Genomic DNA, 17,164 nt, shown 5'->3' with positions numbered 1-17,164 from the left:
ATTATTTGAAATCAATTGAATTTAATTGCCATTATTTAGCATCAAATTCTATGAATTTTTGAAGGGAAGTTGTTGATAACCTGAAAATTGAAAATGAAAAAAGTGTTCAAAAACGTCAGTTTTGTCTTTCTACTTCTAAAAATGTGCGTCATTTTTGGACAAGAAATAAGTGCTCAAAAAAGAATAATTATAGACGTTGGACACGGTGGAAAAGATGCTGGCGCAATTGGTATAAATAAAATCCAAGAAAAGGACATCGTATTGGAAATTACGAATGCCATTTTAGACCTAAATAATGAATTAGAAAAACCTTTAGATATTTATTTAACCAGGTATAAGGACACACTTATTTCATTATCGGATAGAACGAAGCTGGCCAAAGTCTTAAAAGCTGATTTGTTTTTGTCCTTGCATTGCAATCATTCGGATAATCCGAATGCAAGAGGAATTGAAGTTTATGCTTCAAAAAAGCAAGCGGAATATTCTAAAGAATCTGTTTTTGTTGCCTATCAAATTGAAAGAACGCTTTGCAAAGAGATAGGATACGAGGGTAGAGGTGTAAAGTTTGCCAACTTTCAAGTACTTCGGGAAACAGTCGATTATTGTACTTCTGTGCTTTTGGAATTGGGGTTTTTGAGTAATAAAGATGAAGGAAGTTATATTTCAGATGCTGTAAATATCCAATTCATTGCCAGCACTATCTTATTATCCATACAAAATTGATATTATTATGAAAGACCTATTTATAGAATTAACAAAGAGTTTAAAAATGATTGTAGTACAATTTATTTCAGAAGTGGTTATACTATATAAGTCATTTCGAAGAAATTGAATTATATCCCATTATTGGACTGATAAATTCAGTCTAGATAATGTGGTAAGCGTTATTAAGTTTTGGCAAAAAACCAAATATTTGCCAAAGTTTAATACTGCTATTCACTTCCGCTTATCCCCAGCTTTCGTATCAAAAGCAATTAAATTAAACAGTTCTCGCATTCGGCTACGAACCCGATTGCCGTAGCGTTCTTCCAGTTCTTCAGCATTGAGATTTGTGGTAGCGTGTGTCTTGATTTTATGTTTGGTCTGAAGATAAAGTTCATATCGGGAAAGCAATACTTCGCCCATTACGTTCAAGTCTTTGCCATAGAATCTTCCCGCAGGTTCAATGCCTAAATCATCAAAGCAATAAAATCTGGTATTGCCATAGTCTTCAATAGTTTTAAAACCAAGGTGGTTAAAACTGAAGGCTACATTCCTGCACGGAATCATTTCATAAGGTCTTTGCATTGGTACGATATGACGCAGTAGTTTCATCAAGGTTGTTTTTCCGCATCCTACTGGGCCAGAAAGTAAAATACCTTTGTCGATATCAATTCCGTTCTTTTTACAATTTTCTTTGTCCTTGATGAAATAATGGCAGAGATTACGAATGATAACGGTGTCTTCATCATAGATTCTAAATTGCTGACCAAAGAGTTTCATTCCCTTTGCATTTAGATAAATCAAGATTTTGTCAAAATCGTAAAGAACGCTTTTGCCATCAAATTTTCCGAGCGAATATTCCACGCCACCTTCGGAAATTTTAGAGGGGTTGTCCATAATCTTTGTTTTTAGTGGTTCGCAAGTTGTCCTTGATTTGAGACGCTTGTTTTTTGTTTGTTTTGTTTTCTTCGTCAAATAATTCGGTTCTGTCCATCCAATTTTTGGCTATGGCTCGCCAATCTCGAATGTCTTTTCCATCGCTTGTTTGCCAATTACAAGTTTCATAATGCTCGTAGAATTTTTTTGCTTCATCAGCATCAAAACCTTTTTCTTCAAAAAAAATCAAAACGACCTGCCAGCCCTTTGGTTGTTTTATATTGTTTTCTTGTTTGTTATTGTTTATAGTAGATACCAATGCTTGTCCACCTATGGGACGGTGTTGGTACACTACTTGTCCGTTTGTGGGATGGTGCTGTCCCATAACTGGTTCACGTATGGGATGGTACTGTTCCGCAAGTTGTTCTAATATGGGATTGTACCGTCCCACAACTGGTTCATCACTTGTACCAATAATGGACATCTTGATTTTGCTGCCTTTATACGGATTGTTTGAAGGAAAATAACAGAGATAAAGCCACGAGTCTAAATCTGTGATGCATCTGTGGTACGTAGATTTTGAGCCTATTTTGGCACAACGCATTAAATCTCTACGGTTTACATAAAACTCATCTGCAAAGCGGCTGCTGTTCCATTCTTGGAACAAGGCCATATACAAACTAATATGGGTAGGATTTAGGCGGTCATCAAAATAGAACTTTTCAAAAGCTGCATTAAGTAGCTTAATATAGTTCATCATCTAAGATTTTAAACCGTGCTCTACACGGTTGGCGGTCATTATACTTTGTATTTCTTCGGCATCATAGTAGATGATACCACCTACTTTAGTATAGGGCAAAGTGCCATTAATGCGAAGATTTTGCAAAGTGCCTGGACTTACTTGTAGCAAGTTCATAACCTCTGAAGATTTGAGATATTTTTTAAGCTTTCCTTTGGATTGATTGGTAAGCAGTTTCTTGATGTCATCGAGCAATTCCATTTTGAAGTCTCGAAGGTCGTCTGTGGTAATAATACTTGCTGGCATAATAAAACGGTTTTTAAAGAATAGGACTATCAATATTTATTCTTTTTAATTTGATAGCCCTTAACCTGATTTGACTTTCGTTCTACAAATTTGAATAGCTTTATTGAATTTTATTCCCTATTACGACCGTACTATGGTCAAAATTTAACATTTTAAAACTTAGTGGGTTTTGAAGTGTTCTAAGTACGATTTCGTAAAAATGAAACACTAAAAAAGCATAAATTCTATGGAAAGTAGCTGCGAAATTAAATTACCGTAGGTCAATCGTACTACGGTCTTTTTTTAACATCTAAAAAAGGAAGATTGAATTAAAGAATTTAGGGTTTATTCCTCGCTTTTGTCCATTTCTATGAGTAGTGATGTAGAGAGTTCGTCAAGAAATAGCGTTCTACTATTTTTCCTGTTTTTAATGTCGTGATAGGTTTTATAGATGTCCTTTGGCGTGAAGTCAAATATTTGTTGAAGTTTTCTAGAAAGTTCTATTATGCTTTGGTTGTCTTGACTTCCTAAACCTTTTGCACAGAGTGCATATAGCATTTCTACATAATCCGTATTTGAAAATGGCCAATGAATCTTTTCAATTGGTTTAATGGTTTTCAAATTGAAATTTAAATCGTTACAGATTTTATACTTTTTCTCATCTAGATAAACTGCCAATGAATTATAAGCCCTGTATTTACCAAGAAGCATATCTCTAGGTGTACAAAATTCGGGGTCTTGAAAGTAAAATTTTGAAGTTGTAATGTGAAATGTTTCCAGATAATCTCTTGTGTAATATTCTTTATCAAAATGAGTAGCCCCAGAATTAACATATTGACCAAAATCCATATTGTACAGGAAAAACCTATTTAACTTACTGATTTTCTTTTTTATGGATTTCAACTGAGAATCTTTGTCGCCTTTTGGAAATTGAATTTCAAAAGAATGGATTTCTGAAAAGTAAATGAGTTTGATTAATGGAATCTGTTTAGTCTCTTTGAAGAATACTATTTCTTCTTTTATAGTATCGAATTTTTTAGTTAGAATTTCTTTTTTATAGATTGTTAGTAATTCACGACAAGCTCTTATTGAGCTGGCAGCCCAATTTAAAATATTTTCATTTTGAAATTTTATCTTATCCAGATCCTGTAATAATTTTGTTGATAGTATTTGAGGGTTCATAAGCAGGCATTTTGAATTTAGAAACCATAAAGAAGGGGTTTAGAAAATAGGGTTAAAATATTGTTTTTATAATCCGCAAAACTCACTAGATAATAGCCGTTAATTCATAAAATTTGAGGCTTTTTAGTTCATTTTGTAGAATTGAAGGGAAGTTAAATTTATCACATAATTTAACGAAGAAAATGTACCGTATATATTTACGGATTATACCGTATTTTTCTACGGAAGTACTTTAAAATATTGAAAACACTACCTTTTAGAAATCAAGGTAACTAGCTTTTTTTCTTTCGGAACCGCTTTAAAAATTCACGCCTATTCTTTACACCTGTTTTTTTAAAGATATTGGAAGCGTGTTTTGATACGGTACTTTCGGCAATGAATAAATCTTTTGCTATGTTTCGGTAGCTTAAATTACTTAAAATAGAAAGAGCAACCTCGATTTCCCTTCGGGTCAAATCCTCGTAAATGATTTTACGTTCTATGGATTCGTCTCGTTGTTTTTTCTTTAAAGCAAAAACCTCGTACATTCTGTTATTATTCTCTATGAAATATAAGTGCCTATCTACTTCAATCGTGGATATAGCATAGAAAGCCAAATTCATTACGGTAAAGGTTATCCATTGGTAATCCCCAATGACAGTACAAATTGGCAACAATGCTATACTTCCTACACTTACAATAGATAATCTATTCCGTCTTAGAATAAAAGCATTTGGATTACTTGGATTAGAAATTCGCCTGTAGAAAATGAATAGAAAAACAACTGCGGCTACTGATATTGGTATAGTAAAAAGTAGTCTGGCGTAGTTTAAAGATTCTGTAATAAAATATGGTAGTAAAAATAAAACGATATAATTAACGCTTGTGAATATGGCAAGATTTCGAATTGAAGAATTAAACTTCAGAACAACAATATCGTATTCTTTATATAGATAATAGACAATGAATACACAAAGTGCAATTGCCACGCTGTAAGTTATAATATATTGAAGTATTATTGGACCAGGGAAATTGTCAGTAGGAAGAAAACCACCAGTAACATTGTAAGCGATAAAAAGCAAACCTAAAATTAGAAAACGTTTAAAGCTACTTTGTGTTTTCTTTCCTGAAAAGTAGAGAGTAAATAATACAATGACCGTATCTAATAAAAGGTAGAAAAAAGTTGTCCAATGTATTGCTGTCCCAAACATTCTGCATAGTTAAATTTTGGTTTCTTCAAATCTGTTTTGAGTTTCATTTTTAATGGTATTTTCTGGATTAAAAATTTTGCCATTCATTGCAATGAAAACACCATTTTGAAGAGAAGAAAAAGCAAAGCCCAAATTAAAAGGTGCATCGGTGTGTTTCTCAGTACCCAACATAAAAGCACCAACCAATACCACAATTTTATCTAAGTTTAAATTGTTAAAAAATTGAGCGGTTTTAATCATTGTTAAAGTTCCGTGTGTTACAAGAACTTTATTAGCACTTGAGTTTCTGATTCTCGAAGCAATAATTTGTCGGTCTTCTTTAGTGATAAACCTGCTGTCCTTATGCATCAAATTGTCTATTTGATAATCAAACATCACATTCGCGTTTAATAAAAAATCTTCGATGGTTATAGTTGTTTGCTGCTTGTTGTTGGGTGTGGCATATTCCAATCCTTCAATAGTTCCGCCTGTCGTAATTATATGTACCATTATTTATCTTTTTACTACAAATAAAACCTCACAACAAAGTTGGGTCTTTATTGAATTTAAAGTCTAAATATGAGGTGTTTATGTGTTCAAGTATCTGAAATGTAAACTCATTCAAGAATAATGGAATGTATATAGTTACCAATTGAATTTGGAATCCAGTAAAATTTTGGGGATGAGATTTAAAGAAAACCTCGTAACTATTCTAATGTCTTAGACTTCAGTTTTTTTGTAGAAATATTCCATCACAAAACAAAAAACAATTATTCCTAGAGCAATGAAAACATCAAATTTACTGTCTGAATAGTGCTGAACTAATAATGCAATCATTGCAATGAAGCAGCTTATAGCACCAAAAAGTGGAATGATTTTATTTGCACTAGTTTCAGAAGATAATTTAAAACCAGCACAATTTACAACCGCAAATATTAATAAAAACCCAACACTTCCAGCAGTTGAAATACCCTCTAATTCCAAGGTGTTTACCAGTATAAGTGTAGCAATCGCAGTTATGAACAACCCAATAGGTTGATTCCATAATTTATGAGTAAATGTTGTGGGTAACTCATCATCTTCTGCAATTTCATAATTCACTCTACTACCACCATAAAGCGATGCATTTATTGCTGAAAATGTAGATATTAAAGCAGCAATGGTAATTATGGTAAATCCAACTTTACCTAACATTGGTTTAGCAGCTTCTGCCAAAACATAATCCTGTGCAGTTAAGATGGTACTAAACTCTAAAGAGCCAACAGTAATTATAGCGATAATGATATATAGAAATATTACAAAAATGACAGACGAGTAATAGGCACGAGGAATATTTTTTTCTGGATTTTCAATATCAGGTGCAGCATTTGCTATAAGCTCAAACCCCTCATAAGCCACAAAAATGACCATTCCAGCAGTCACAATTTTAAAAGAGGATTCCCAGTTTTCTGGCGATAATTGTTCTAAATGTGGATTTCCAACTAGACCATAAATACCAAACCCAACAAAAGATAATAGAATGATTAATTTAATGATTACAGCATAAGATTCTATTTTCCCAACAACAGAAATACTGTAGTAATTAATTGCAGTTGCTAGTATCACAATTGCAGAAGCATAAATATGAGAATCTATAGTTTTGTTATGGGTAAGTTTAACTAAATTTGGAGCATACGAGCCAAAAGCTGAGGCATACAACGCTAGCATAATGATGTAACTTACCCAAAGTAAATTATTTATGCCACCACTAAATATTCCATTCCCAAATCCTTGATTAACAAACTTTACAGTACCACCTCTATCTGGATATTTAAGCGATAATTTCACATAACTATAAGAGGTTATTAGTGCAATAAGTCCAGCAAATAAAAAAGAAATTGGAGTACCACCTTTTGCAAGCGCAATAGCTAGACCCAGTACAGCAAAAATTCCGCCACCAACCATACCGCCAATTCCAATGGATATGGCCTCTTTTAATCCTATTTTACCATTCAGTTTTCTGTTTTTTGTTTTTCTCAAAGCTATTCACAAAATTAATTTATAGTCACTAATTTCCTTTTTAAACATCCAACTTACATTTTCTTAGATGCTATTAGACACATTCGTATTAAACGTTACCCAATTGATGATATATCTGTAAAGTTAAAATTGTACTCGACTTTCTCGGTACTATTTGCTGATTTAATTAGTAAAGCCTAACAACTGTATTGTTTATAAAAGATATGGTACACTAAAATAAACTTACAGTACATTAAACACAGTAAATTATGTCATAAATAATTGGCTAAAATTCATTATTGTAATTTTGTACCACAAAACTTCATATATCGAAGCCTCAATTGCTATTTAAAAAATGGAATCAGATAATGTAAAAAAAATAGGACTCGTGTTGTCTGGAGGAGGGCAACGAGGTGTGGCACAAGCTGGAGCTATAAAAGCTTTGTGTGAAATGGGAGTTATACCCGACGAGGTTTCAGGCACAAGTGCGGGAGCTCTCGTGGGAGCAATGTATTCCGCAGGATATACACCTGAAGAGACACTTCAAATGTTTAAGGAGGTAAAACTGTTTGCCTTTTCAAATTTTGCCCGAAAAAAAGCAGGTTTCATTAATTCTGACCACTTTTATAATTTTCTATTGCAGTATTTTCCGAAGAACACATTTGAATCTTTACAGAAAAAACTATACATCACAACGACGGATATTATCAATGCTAAAACTAAGGTCTTTGAAAAAGGAGACTTGATTTCTGCAATTTTGGCTTCGGCAGCCGTTCCTGGTGTTTTTACACCTATTCAAATTGATGGGGTTTTATATTCAGACGGCGGTATTCTTAATAATTTTCCTGTTGAACCGCTTATTGAAAGTTGTTCAACAAGATATGGTGTATATGTTTGTGCTTTGCGAACGGTTTCAAAATCAGATTTTAAGCATTCGTACCAAGTAGCAAATAGAGCATTCCATATAAAAATGCACCAAACTTCGATTGAAAAATTTTCATTGTGCAATAGGGTCATTAATCCAGAACAGTTAGCATACTACAGCCTATTTGACGCTCAGCAAGCAGATCTTATTTTCAATATCGGGTTCGAGGAAACCGTAAAAATGTTTCAAAACCGATAATCCGCTTTCTTCTCACTTACCAATAGTTTTGAACTCTTTCCTTCTTTCTTTACCAAATTTGACCAATATGGTGCAAATATCTGAAATCTGAACCTCACAATGGCTGATTTTTTTTGAATGAACAATACGCTTATGGAACTTTGTTGAATAATTAAAGGAATCAAGAACAATAAATTTTTAAAAGATGAAAACTAAAAAATTATTATCAGCAAAAATGGCATTAGTAGGTTTACTAATGATTGGAAGTACAACACAAATATTCGCACAAGATGTGATATTTAAGGCAAAAATTTTAAAACAGGAAGTTCCTGTAGTGGTTATTGATGAAGTAATTGAGGACTTTCCAGATTATGAAATAGACGAGTTTTATGAAATACCTGTAAGCTTCATTGAAGAAGATATTATTATCGAGACTGATAAAATGGGTACGGGTAATTATGGAAGCTATGAAGTAAGAATGAAAAGAGGTAATGATGAATTAACAGCATACTACGATAAAGACGGAACGTTAATTTATTCTATGGAAAAAGGCGTTAACGTACCATTACCAGCAGCAGTTAGAAATGCAGTTGCAAAAGAATATCAAGGTTGGACGATTACAAAAGATGTGTATAAAATGAAACACAAATCAGGAGAAAAAGAAAACATCCGTTATAAACTATATCTAAAAAAAGATAGAAATAAAATTAAAATCTACACAGACGAAAACGGAAAGTTTTTATAAAAAGAACTAAAGTCTACAATTAATATAATTAAAACACAATAAGATGAAAACGCAATTAAAATTAGTAATACTATGTTTAGGTCTAGTATCCTTAGTTTCTTGTAACAACGAAAAAAAACCTAAAGACACAATAGTCGAAGAAGTAAATGAAATCGGATTACCAAACGAGTCAGACGTACATTTTGACCAAGCGATTACAGCACTAGAAAGTAACGACCATAATAATGCAGCGATGCACTTAAACAAGGGAATCGAATCCTTAAAAATGGAAGGTAAGGACTTAAAAGGAAGTTCAAAAAGTACTTTAGATAAGTCTATTTCTCAACTTAACAAGCTAGAAGAAGCACTAAAAGGTAACAAGAAAATTAATGTTACTGATCTTCAAGAAGCTATGGTTAATGCAGAATTAGCAGTTGGTCACGAATATCTTATTACAGATGATATATATCTCTTTACAGAGCCAGAAAAAGTCAATGACCATATCATTCAAAAGGAGTTTAGAAAAAACCTAAGAACTTTAGAGGCTACTTTAAAAAATGAAGTAGGTAATAAAGCAAAGGATAAAGATGGTTCTGGACAAAAACTATATGATGAAGGTAAAGATTTAGAAAAACAACTTTCTGAAATTATGGCAAAAATGAAAGACCACAACAAACGTGCAAATGAGCATATAAAAACGCATCATCCTAAACATCACGCACCAACCTATTATCCATTTGGAGAATAGTAATTAAAAAAGAGAAATTATGTCACATTTAAAATCATTCAATACACGCACACAATTAGAGCGACTTCACGATCGCCACAAGAGGTTTTCATTAGAGGTGTATGACCATCATACCAATAATGAACACGATAAATTAGCTGAAGCAAAGAAAAATCTAAAAACAACTGAAAAGGAACTGGAAGATTTAAAAAAAGAGCTTCATTCAAAAGAGTAGATTTTAAAGACCGAATGATATAACTATTGTTCGGTCTTTTCTAACCATTAAAAACCAAAATTATGTTATTCAATATTCAAAACTGGTCAAAAAATGCTGTTGCTCGGTTCTATGCCACAAGAATTGCAATTGGCATTGTATTATTCTCTGCTATTTTACACTTCTTCCATATTTATGAAGGCGCAGGATTTAGATTGGTTTTTGTGCCAATGCTATTAATAGGGTTTATGGTAATGATTTGGACGTATAGTAAAAAACATCCCAATACCACTTTTGTAGAAGCCTTTTTGCTTTGTGCTCGCACAGGCGTAAGATTAATCATAGTACTTGTCCCAATTATTTTAATATACCTTGCTATGAATCAAAGTGAGGTGTCAATTATACAAGCAAAAGAAACCTTTGGGAGTCCAGATACCCCTATGGAAATTGCGTTTTTTACAGCTATCGAGATTGTTGCAGGAACTGTAGTGTCTGGAATATGTGCATCATTTCTTGCAGGTATAAAAAAGAACTAAATAAATGCAAAACCTCAAAATTACTACCTTGCTATCATAATATTTAGTCATTAAATAATGAAAAAAAAGTTAAGCCAATTCCCAGCAACCGCCATTTGTGGTAACGATATTAGTTCTTCTTGCCTTTATGTATCTGCCTTAGCCATAGCTTATGCAGGTCAATATGCTTGGGTCTCTCTATTAATTGTGGCTGTTGTACTTTTTCTTTTTCGGAAAATTTACGGCGAAGTCGTCGGTGCAATGCCTTTAAATGGTGGTGCTTATAATGCCTTATTGAACACAACAAGCAAATCAACTGCATCTTTAGCAGCAACACTTACACTATTATCCTATATGGCAACCGCAGTAATCTCTGCAAGTGAAGGAATGCATTATGTACATAATTTATACGATGCGTGGCCAATTACTGTGGCGACCATATTATTATTAGCAATTTTTATGATATTGACCATTATTGGTATTGGAGAGTCTTCAAAAGTCGCATCTGCCATTTTTATATTTCATATGGTGTCATTAGTTGCATTGTCAGCATTCTGTGGGCATTATATTTATACAAATGGTCTGTCAATTCTAACCGAAAATTTTAATCGTCCTTTAGAAGGCGGACTCACAATGGCGCTCTTTTTTGGCTTTTGTGCTGCAATGTTAGGGATAAGTGGTTTCGAAAGTTCGGCGAATTTTGTGGAGGAACAGGAAAAAGGCGTGTTTAAAAAAACATTGCGCAATATGTGGATTGTTGTGAGTGTGTTTAATCCATTAATGGCATTTTTAGCCTTAGCATTAATACCTATTCCAGAAGTTGAAGGTCACAAAGAAACCTTGCTCTCTTATATGGGCGAGCTTTCTGGAGGTGGATGGTTATCTACTATCATTTCTATTGATGCAGCATTGGTGTTAAGTGGAGCAGTATTAACATCCTTTGTTGGTGTTACAGGATTAGTAGAGCGAATGACCTTAGATAGAATTTTACCACAATTTTTACTCAAAAAGAACAAAAGAGGCAATTCGTATAGAATTCCCATTATGTTTTTTCTGTTATGTATTTCTATTTTATTAATTACCAAAGGAGAGTTAGGAGCTTTAGCAGGTGTCTATACTATTGCTTTTTTATCTGTAATGACTCTATTTGGATTAGGTAATTTCCTTTTAAAAATCCGTCGGAAAAATTTACCAAGACCAGAAAAATCATCTTGGCTATCACTTTTTCTCGCGGTAGGTGCTGTTATTGCTGCTTTAGTAGGAAATGTAATAATGAATCCCTCGTATCTTCAAGTGTTTTTGGAGTACTTAATACCTACTATTCTTGTTGTGATTTTTATGCTGAACCGCACCGTAATCTTAAAATTTTTATTACGAGCCATCAAATATATATTCAGTCCTATTGAACATTTTGTCCAGCAATCTAATAAGAAAATAATGGCTACTATTGACGATATAAATTCACAGGAATTTGTCTTTTTTACACACGAAGATGATGTTGAGACATTAAATAAAGTGATGCTCTACATTACTAAAAATGAACATACAAAAAAGTTAAAAGTGGTTACGGTTTTAAAAGAAGGAGAACATCCACCAAAACGTTTAGAAAGTGACCTTGAAGTTTTGGACAGAGAATACCCAAAAATCAAAATTGAATACATTAAAATGGATGGAGAATTTGGTCCTAATATCATCCATAAACTTTCCAAAGATTGGGACATTCCAATTAATTTTATGTTTATAGGCTCGCCAGATAATGAGTTCCCGTATGAAGTTTCAGAGCTTGGTGGTGTACGTTTGATTATATAAGTCGTCCTAAATTTTAAGTCCATATTTCAGAATTCTGAACTTAAACAACTATCAATTCCGATTGTTTTTATTAGATTCTTCAGAAATTTGTAGTACAATAAATTGTTTAACAAATTTAAAATATACATCTATGAAAACTAAATTCGGTTTAATCAAAATAGAACAAAGTCAAGCTTCAATATTCACTTTAGGTGGTGTTGATGAAAAGCGAGAAACAGATATACAGCTCGATAATGGTAACACCATTCATTATTATAAGGACATCATAAAACAAATTTCAAAATATAAAGGCATTGTACTCGCAGGTCACGGAAAAGGAAATGCAAATGAAGCTTCAAATTTTTCAAAGTATCTGGAAACACATAACAAATCGTGTTACAATAAAATTGAAGGTATTCTTAAAACCGATAATCACGAAACTGAAAAACAACTGCTTGCAAAAGCAGATGATTTAGTGGGAGTTAAACATATTGGAAACCACAATAGGTAACAAAACCAATAGACTGACAAATTGTTAGATACAAAATATTTGGTATCTTTTTTGAAAAAAAACACAAGAGTTAAAGTTTAATTTAAATTGTTTAAAAATGAAAAAATTAGCAATCCTTTCATTGGTAGCAATTTTAGCTACCAGTTGCAATGCACAAGACGATAGTAAAAAAGACATTGCACAAAATGATACAGAAAAATCGACTATTGAGGTTCCAAAAGGGAATTGGACGGTAAATAAAGAGGTCGATGAAAATGGAAATATCATTAAATATGATTCTATTTATTCTTGGTCCTCTTCAGATAATATAAAAGGTTTTGACAAAAAGCAAGCCGACAGTATTATGAAAGCGTTTCAATCAACATTTAGTCAGCATTTTTCAAGCGGAATATCAAAAGATATGTCAAAATTTTTTGATGATGATTTCTTCGGAAATAAACTAGGAAACTCTAATGAGATGGTACAAGAAATGCGTAAACGTATGGAAGCAATGCAACAGCAATTTATGCAACAAAATACGCAACCACTTATTCCGGCAGTACCATAGAAAACCGAAGAAAATTAGCAACAAAGAGCCATCTCAAAGGTGGCTCTTACAAATTAAGTAATTATGAAAAAGTCAATTTTGTTTATGTTTTTATTGCTTGCAATAATCAAACAAGGAACAGCACAAACGCCTTTTGAGGTCGTAGAAGAAAAATTACCATATAACCATTTGGCAACAAGTTTTACTGCTGATATCATTGGATTAAGCGAAGATTTTGTATTATACAATTGGGAAAAATTTATAGAAGAGCATAATGGAAAAACCTATTTAGTGTCTTCTGAAAAGGGAAACATTGAAATGCGTTCAGAGCAAGTAAAGTTTCCATTGCTTAATAATGAGAAAGTAACAATCCATACCAGAGTTACCCCAAATAGTACCGAAACAGGTGTGCTATTAACTATTTGGATTCAGACAAAAGATGGAAAATATTTGTCTTCGCAATCGCACCCTAAAGAGGCAAAAAAGATTAAGGATTGGCTATTTAAGTTTAATCAATATTTAGAAAAACTTAATAGTAAAATTATACACGGATAAAACGGTAAGTTATGAGGTGCAGAAACACACTATTTTTTAGCACCCTATTTATGTGCACCCTGCTTTTTGTAAGTTGTTCCAGTAGCAAATCAACACACGAATGGCGACGTCCAGATTCTCAAGACAACCAAATAAGTCGTGTGTTGGTTATTGGTCTCACACAATATCCCGATGTCCGAAAATCTTTTGAAACCGAAGTTGTAGCAGCAATGGAGGCAAAAGGCATTGACGCATCTAGGAGTTTTGATGTTTTAGAAGGCTCTTACACTACATTGCCAAAAACTGTTTCTGAATTAGAAAATTTGGAAAGAGAGCTCATAAGAGAAGATTATGATGGTGTTCTCATTACGAAAGTAGTGGGTAAAGATGAAACAATAACAACCAGAGAGACCATAAAAAATTTGACCAAAATGTATCAAACATTTAGTGATAATATCACGGAGTTTCAAATTGATATGCAAAACAATAATTACGAAGAACCAGAAAGAGAAGACTTAGAATATGACATTTACCACGTAGCTTCTTATCTTTACTGCTTCTGTTTAGAAACAGATGAAGGCAATATGCTTTGGAGGTCAAATATAGACTTAATAGAGCCCAATAAATCTATTGATGAAATAGCAGAAAAAGGGATTAAAAAATACACCAGAAAACTCGTAAGAAGTTTAACCAAAGAAAAACTAATCGGCACAAATAATCAATGAATTTTATAGATTACTACAAAATATTAGGTGTTTCAAAAGACGCTATAGAAAAGGATATAAAAAAAGCCTACAGAAAGCTTGCACGAAAATACCATCCAGACGTTAACCCAAATGATAAAGCAGCCGAAACCAAATTTAAGGAAATAAATGAGGCAAATGAAGTGTTGAGTCATCCAGAAAATCGTAAAAAATACGACGAATATGGTAAAGACTGGAAACACGCCGAAGAATTTGAAAAGGCAAAACAATCGCAAGGACAACGACAATACGCAGGTGGACAACAATATCAAGGTGGTGGTTTTACACAAGAAGATTTTGAAGGCGGGGATTTTTCAGATTTCTTTAGTTCTATGTTTGGTGGTCAAGCTGGTGGACAGCGCTCACGACAAACTAAATTTAGAGGACAAGATTTTAATGCAGAGTTGCATCTGGACTTAAAAGAGGTTTACGAATCACACAAGAAAACCTTAACTGTAAACGGAAAAAATATTCGCATCACTATTCCTGCTGGTGTAGAAAATGGGCAAACCATCAAAATAAAAGGGCACGGTGGTCCGGGAGTAAATAATGGTCCTAAAGGCGATTTACTTATCACGTTTGTGATTAATAACAGTACAGCCTTTAAGCGCGACCAATCTAATTTATACAAAAACGTCACAATAGATTTATATACTGCTATTCTTGGTGGCGAAGTAACTGTGGCCACTTTTAACGGTAAAGTAAAACTGAACGTAAAGCCCGAAACCCAAAATGGCACAAAAGTGAAGTTAAAAGGCAAAGGATTTCCTGTATATAAAAAACAAGATTCTTTTGGAGATTTATATATCACTTACACCATAGAAATGCCAAAAAATCTTAGCAAAGAACAGAAAGAATTATTCGAAAAACTTAAAGCACTTAATTCATAATTATGGCAACACTACAATATATTTCCATTGAAGAATTTTGTGATAGTCACGGTGTAGAAACAACCTATATCACAACCTTAGAAAGTTTCGGATTTATTAAAATTTCCGAAGAAAAATTTATTGAAGAAACTACCTTGCCTAAACTCGAAAAAATTATGCGTTTCCATCGCGAAATGGATATTAATTTGGAAGGCATTGAGGTTATTTTAAATCTGTTAGACCGTGTTGAGAAAATGAATGTAGAGATGAATCAACTACGCAATCGCTTAACCATTTATGAAGAGTAACATATTTATGATAGAAAATTGTAATACTAAATCCTTGACTTTTTTAACTAATGCATAAAACAGATAAACCCATTGGTTTCTGGGCTGCAACTTCTATGGGAATTGGTGCGATGGTTGGCGCTGGAATATTTGCGTTGCTAGGAGAAGCAAGTGCCATAGCAGGAAGTGCGGTGTATATTTCGTTTATTATTGGTGGTATAGTTGCTTTAGCAAGTGCCTACTCTTTTGGTAAATTAGGGGCTAGATTTCCCTCTTCGGGCGGAATTATTGAATATTTAACCCAATCGTATGGTATTGGCTATTTTACGGGAACCATTAGTATTCTATTATATCTTACGGCTATTTTATCGATTGCATTGATTGCAAAAGCGTTTTCAAATTATGCTATTGCATTGTTCGGGGTTGAAGGCACTAGTTGGCTAAGACCATTGTTTACGGTTGGTATTGTTACGCTATTTGTTTTAATTAATCTAAAAGGGGCTAAAGATGTCGCTAAATGGGAAAAATTAACTGTCGCGATTAAGTTTATCGTTTTGTGCGGTTTTTCAATCGCAGGTGTTTATTACTTAAAGGCCGATTTGCTTGCACCAGAAAATTATCCACCTACCAGTAATATATTTTACTGTCTAGCCATCACATTTTTTGCTTTTGAAGGATTTAGAGTAATAACCAATACTGCCGAGGATATGCCCAATCCATCCAAAACATTACCCAAGGCAATGGTAGCTTCGGTTTTTATAGTAATGTTGCTTTATGTTGCCATTTCGTTTGCAGTATTTGGCAACCTATCAGTTGATAAAGTGATTGAAGCCAAAGATTTTGCATTGGCACAAGCAGCGTTTCCCGTTTTTGGGCAAATTGGGTTTACCATAATTACCATTACAGCTTTGATAGCCACATCTTCAGCCATCAATGCAAACTTATATGCGGTTACTAATGTGACGTATCAATTGGTTAAAAATGGCGATTTGCCAGAAGCTTTTGGAAAACCTATTAAACACAGTAGAGAAGGCTTATTGATAAGCGGTATCTTAATCGTTATTCTTGCGTTATCCTTCGATTTAGGCGAGATTGCCACAATTGGTTCAATTTCTATATTATTTGTTCACGCCATTACTCATATAGGACATCTTAAGATTATTTCTAAAACTGGCGCATCTGTTATTCTAGTGGTATCAGCTGTTATTCTCTGTTTTGCTTCTATTGTATTAGCATTAATTTATGTGAGCAAAAACTCTGATAACGTTGCGATTATTTTGGTTGCATTTGTTGTGGTTGCATTTCTATTAGAAGTCTTTTTTCAGAAAATACATAAGAGAAAGATTATACCTAGATTATAGTGCTTAGTTAATCAAATCGTTTTAATGTATCATTTTAAAAAGACCTTCGGAAAATCTTACGAAAAAGACAGTATTTATAGTGAAATCAATGACATTGAGTGTCGCTATAATTTGTGTGCTTATTGGTATTATTATCCTTTTTGATAGTCTATTTGCTGGTTTAGCGTTTCAATTTTTATTTATTGCTCTAGTATTGACTATCATTTTCATAGCTACAGGAATTTGTTTTTATTTATTAGGAAAGCACTATTTAAAATCTACGAAAAACTAAATGCTGCTAAAATCTTTAATCAAATACCGTCACTTTCTAAA

Annotated in this window: 21 protein-coding genes; 14 read left to right on the top strand and 7 right to left on the bottom strand. The window is 33.2% G+C overall.

Annotation, left to right across the window (positions count from 1 at the left end; all coding sequences use genetic code 11):
* Nucleotides 1-93: 93 nt before the first annotated feature.
* Nucleotides 94-723: an N-acetylmuramoyl-L-alanine amidase family protein gene (locus tag ACY2RU_RS02690; protein WP_490136859.1), complete on the top strand. Its 630-nt coding sequence runs from the start codon at nucleotides 94-96 to the stop codon at nucleotides 721-723.
* Nucleotides 724-936: 213 nt separating this feature from the next.
* Here the strand turns inward: ACY2RU_RS02690 and ACY2RU_RS02685 are convergent, their stop codons facing one another.
* The 7 genes from ACY2RU_RS02685 to ACY2RU_RS02655 form a co-directional block, all read right to left on the bottom strand.
* Nucleotides 937-1,599 (bottom strand): P-loop NTPase family protein, encoded by a 663-nt coding sequence (locus tag ACY2RU_RS02685; RefSeq protein ID WP_490136858.1) that lies wholly within the window; start codon nucleotides 1,597-1,599, stop codon nucleotides 937-939.
* The gene (locus ACY2RU_RS02680) at nucleotides 1,583-2,335 is read right to left on the bottom strand and encodes a hypothetical protein (protein WP_490136857.1); all 753 of its coding nucleotides are present in this window, start codon (nucleotides 2,333-2,335) and stop codon (nucleotides 1,583-1,585) included. The genes ACY2RU_RS02685 and ACY2RU_RS02680 overlap by 17 nt, the downstream gene beginning before the upstream one ends.
* 3 nt (nucleotides 2,336-2,338) lie before the next feature.
* Nucleotides 2,339-2,623, bottom strand: a complete 285-nt coding sequence (locus ACY2RU_RS02675; protein ID WP_490136856.1) for a helix-turn-helix domain-containing protein — start codon at nucleotides 2,621-2,623, stop codon at nucleotides 2,339-2,341.
* A gap of 324 nt (nucleotides 2,624-2,947) precedes the next feature.
* Complete coding sequence (locus tag ACY2RU_RS02670; protein WP_490136855.1) at nucleotides 2,948-3,784, bottom strand: RteC domain-containing protein; 837 nt, start codon at nucleotides 3,782-3,784, stop codon at nucleotides 2,948-2,950.
* A gap of 272 nt (nucleotides 3,785-4,056) precedes the next feature.
* Complete coding sequence (locus ACY2RU_RS02665; RefSeq protein WP_490136854.1) at nucleotides 4,057-4,974, bottom strand: LuxR C-terminal-related transcriptional regulator; 918 nt, start codon at nucleotides 4,972-4,974, stop codon at nucleotides 4,057-4,059.
* 9 nt (nucleotides 4,975-4,983) lie between these two features.
* Nucleotides 4,984-5,463 (bottom strand): asparaginase domain-containing protein, encoded by a 480-nt coding sequence (locus ACY2RU_RS02660; protein WP_490136853.1) that lies wholly within the window; start codon nucleotides 5,461-5,463, stop codon nucleotides 4,984-4,986.
* A 210-nt stretch (nucleotides 5,464-5,673) separates the two neighbouring features.
* Nucleotides 5,674-6,948 (bottom strand): APC family permease, encoded by a 1,275-nt coding sequence (locus ACY2RU_RS02655; RefSeq protein ID WP_490137467.1) that lies wholly within the window; start codon nucleotides 6,946-6,948, stop codon nucleotides 5,674-5,676.
* 358 nt (nucleotides 6,949-7,306) lie between these two features.
* Between ACY2RU_RS02655 and ACY2RU_RS02650 the strand changes: the two genes are divergently transcribed.
* The 13 genes from ACY2RU_RS02650 to ACY2RU_RS02590 all read left to right on the top strand — a co-directional run bounded on the left by ACY2RU_RS02650 (nucleotide 7,307) and on the right by ACY2RU_RS02590 (nucleotide 16,852).
* Complete coding sequence (locus ACY2RU_RS02650) at nucleotides 7,307-8,074, top strand: patatin-like phospholipase family protein (protein ID WP_490136852.1); 768 nt, start codon at nucleotides 7,307-7,309, stop codon at nucleotides 8,072-8,074.
* Nucleotides 8,075-8,258: 184 nt separating this feature from the next.
* Nucleotides 8,259-8,798, top strand: a complete 540-nt coding sequence (locus tag ACY2RU_RS02645) for a hypothetical protein (protein WP_490136851.1) — start codon at nucleotides 8,259-8,261, stop codon at nucleotides 8,796-8,798.
* 43 nt (nucleotides 8,799-8,841) lie between these two features.
* The gene (locus ACY2RU_RS02640) at nucleotides 8,842-9,525 is read left to right on the top strand and encodes a hypothetical protein (RefSeq protein WP_490136850.1); all 684 of its coding nucleotides are present in this window, start codon (nucleotides 8,842-8,844) and stop codon (nucleotides 9,523-9,525) included.
* Between the two features lie 19 nt (nucleotides 9,526-9,544).
* Nucleotides 9,545-9,739: a hypothetical protein gene (locus ACY2RU_RS02635; protein ID WP_490136849.1), complete on the top strand. Its 195-nt coding sequence runs from the start codon at nucleotides 9,545-9,547 to the stop codon at nucleotides 9,737-9,739.
* A 62-nt stretch (nucleotides 9,740-9,801) separates the two neighbouring features.
* Nucleotides 9,802-10,254: a hypothetical protein gene (locus ACY2RU_RS02630; protein ID WP_490136848.1), complete on the top strand. Its 453-nt coding sequence runs from the start codon at nucleotides 9,802-9,804 to the stop codon at nucleotides 10,252-10,254.
* Nucleotides 10,255-10,311: 57 nt separating this feature from the next.
* Nucleotides 10,312-12,042, top strand: a complete 1,731-nt coding sequence (locus tag ACY2RU_RS02625) for an APC family permease (RefSeq protein WP_490136847.1) — start codon at nucleotides 10,312-10,314, stop codon at nucleotides 12,040-12,042.
* 130 nt (nucleotides 12,043-12,172) lie between these two features.
* On the top strand, nucleotides 12,173-12,532 hold the full coding sequence (locus ACY2RU_RS02620; RefSeq protein ID WP_490136846.1) for a hypothetical protein: 360 nt from the start codon (nucleotides 12,173-12,175) through the stop codon (nucleotides 12,530-12,532).
* 97 nt (nucleotides 12,533-12,629) lie between these two features.
* Nucleotides 12,630-13,079 carry a hypothetical protein gene (locus ACY2RU_RS02615; protein WP_490136845.1) on the top strand — a complete coding sequence of 150 codons (450 nt, stop codon included), beginning with the start codon at nucleotides 12,630-12,632 and terminating at the stop codon, nucleotides 13,077-13,079.
* Between the two features lie 63 nt (nucleotides 13,080-13,142).
* Complete coding sequence (locus ACY2RU_RS02610) at nucleotides 13,143-13,613, top strand: hypothetical protein (protein ID WP_490136844.1); 471 nt, start codon at nucleotides 13,143-13,145, stop codon at nucleotides 13,611-13,613.
* Nucleotides 13,614-13,624: 11 nt separating this feature from the next.
* Complete coding sequence (locus ACY2RU_RS02605) at nucleotides 13,625-14,317, top strand: hypothetical protein (protein ID WP_490136843.1); 693 nt, start codon at nucleotides 13,625-13,627, stop codon at nucleotides 14,315-14,317.
* Nucleotides 14,314-15,225 (top strand): DnaJ C-terminal domain-containing protein, encoded by a 912-nt coding sequence (locus tag ACY2RU_RS02600; protein WP_490136842.1) that lies wholly within the window; start codon nucleotides 14,314-14,316, stop codon nucleotides 15,223-15,225. The genes ACY2RU_RS02605 and ACY2RU_RS02600 overlap by 4 nt, the downstream gene beginning before the upstream one ends.
* 2 nt (nucleotides 15,226-15,227) lie before the next feature.
* Entirely contained in the window at nucleotides 15,228-15,512 is a 285-nt protein-coding gene (locus tag ACY2RU_RS02595; protein WP_490136841.1) for a chaperone modulator CbpM, read from the top strand.
* A gap of 50 nt (nucleotides 15,513-15,562) precedes the next feature.
* Nucleotides 15,563-16,852, top strand: a complete 1,290-nt coding sequence (locus ACY2RU_RS02590; protein WP_490136840.1) for an APC family permease — start codon at nucleotides 15,563-15,565, stop codon at nucleotides 16,850-16,852.
* The last annotated feature ends 312 nt before the right edge of the window (nucleotides 16,853-17,164 follow it).

Source organism: Ulvibacter sp. 2305UL32-6 (assembly GCF_058148545.1).
This window is presented reverse-complemented; position numbering and strand designations above follow the sequence as displayed.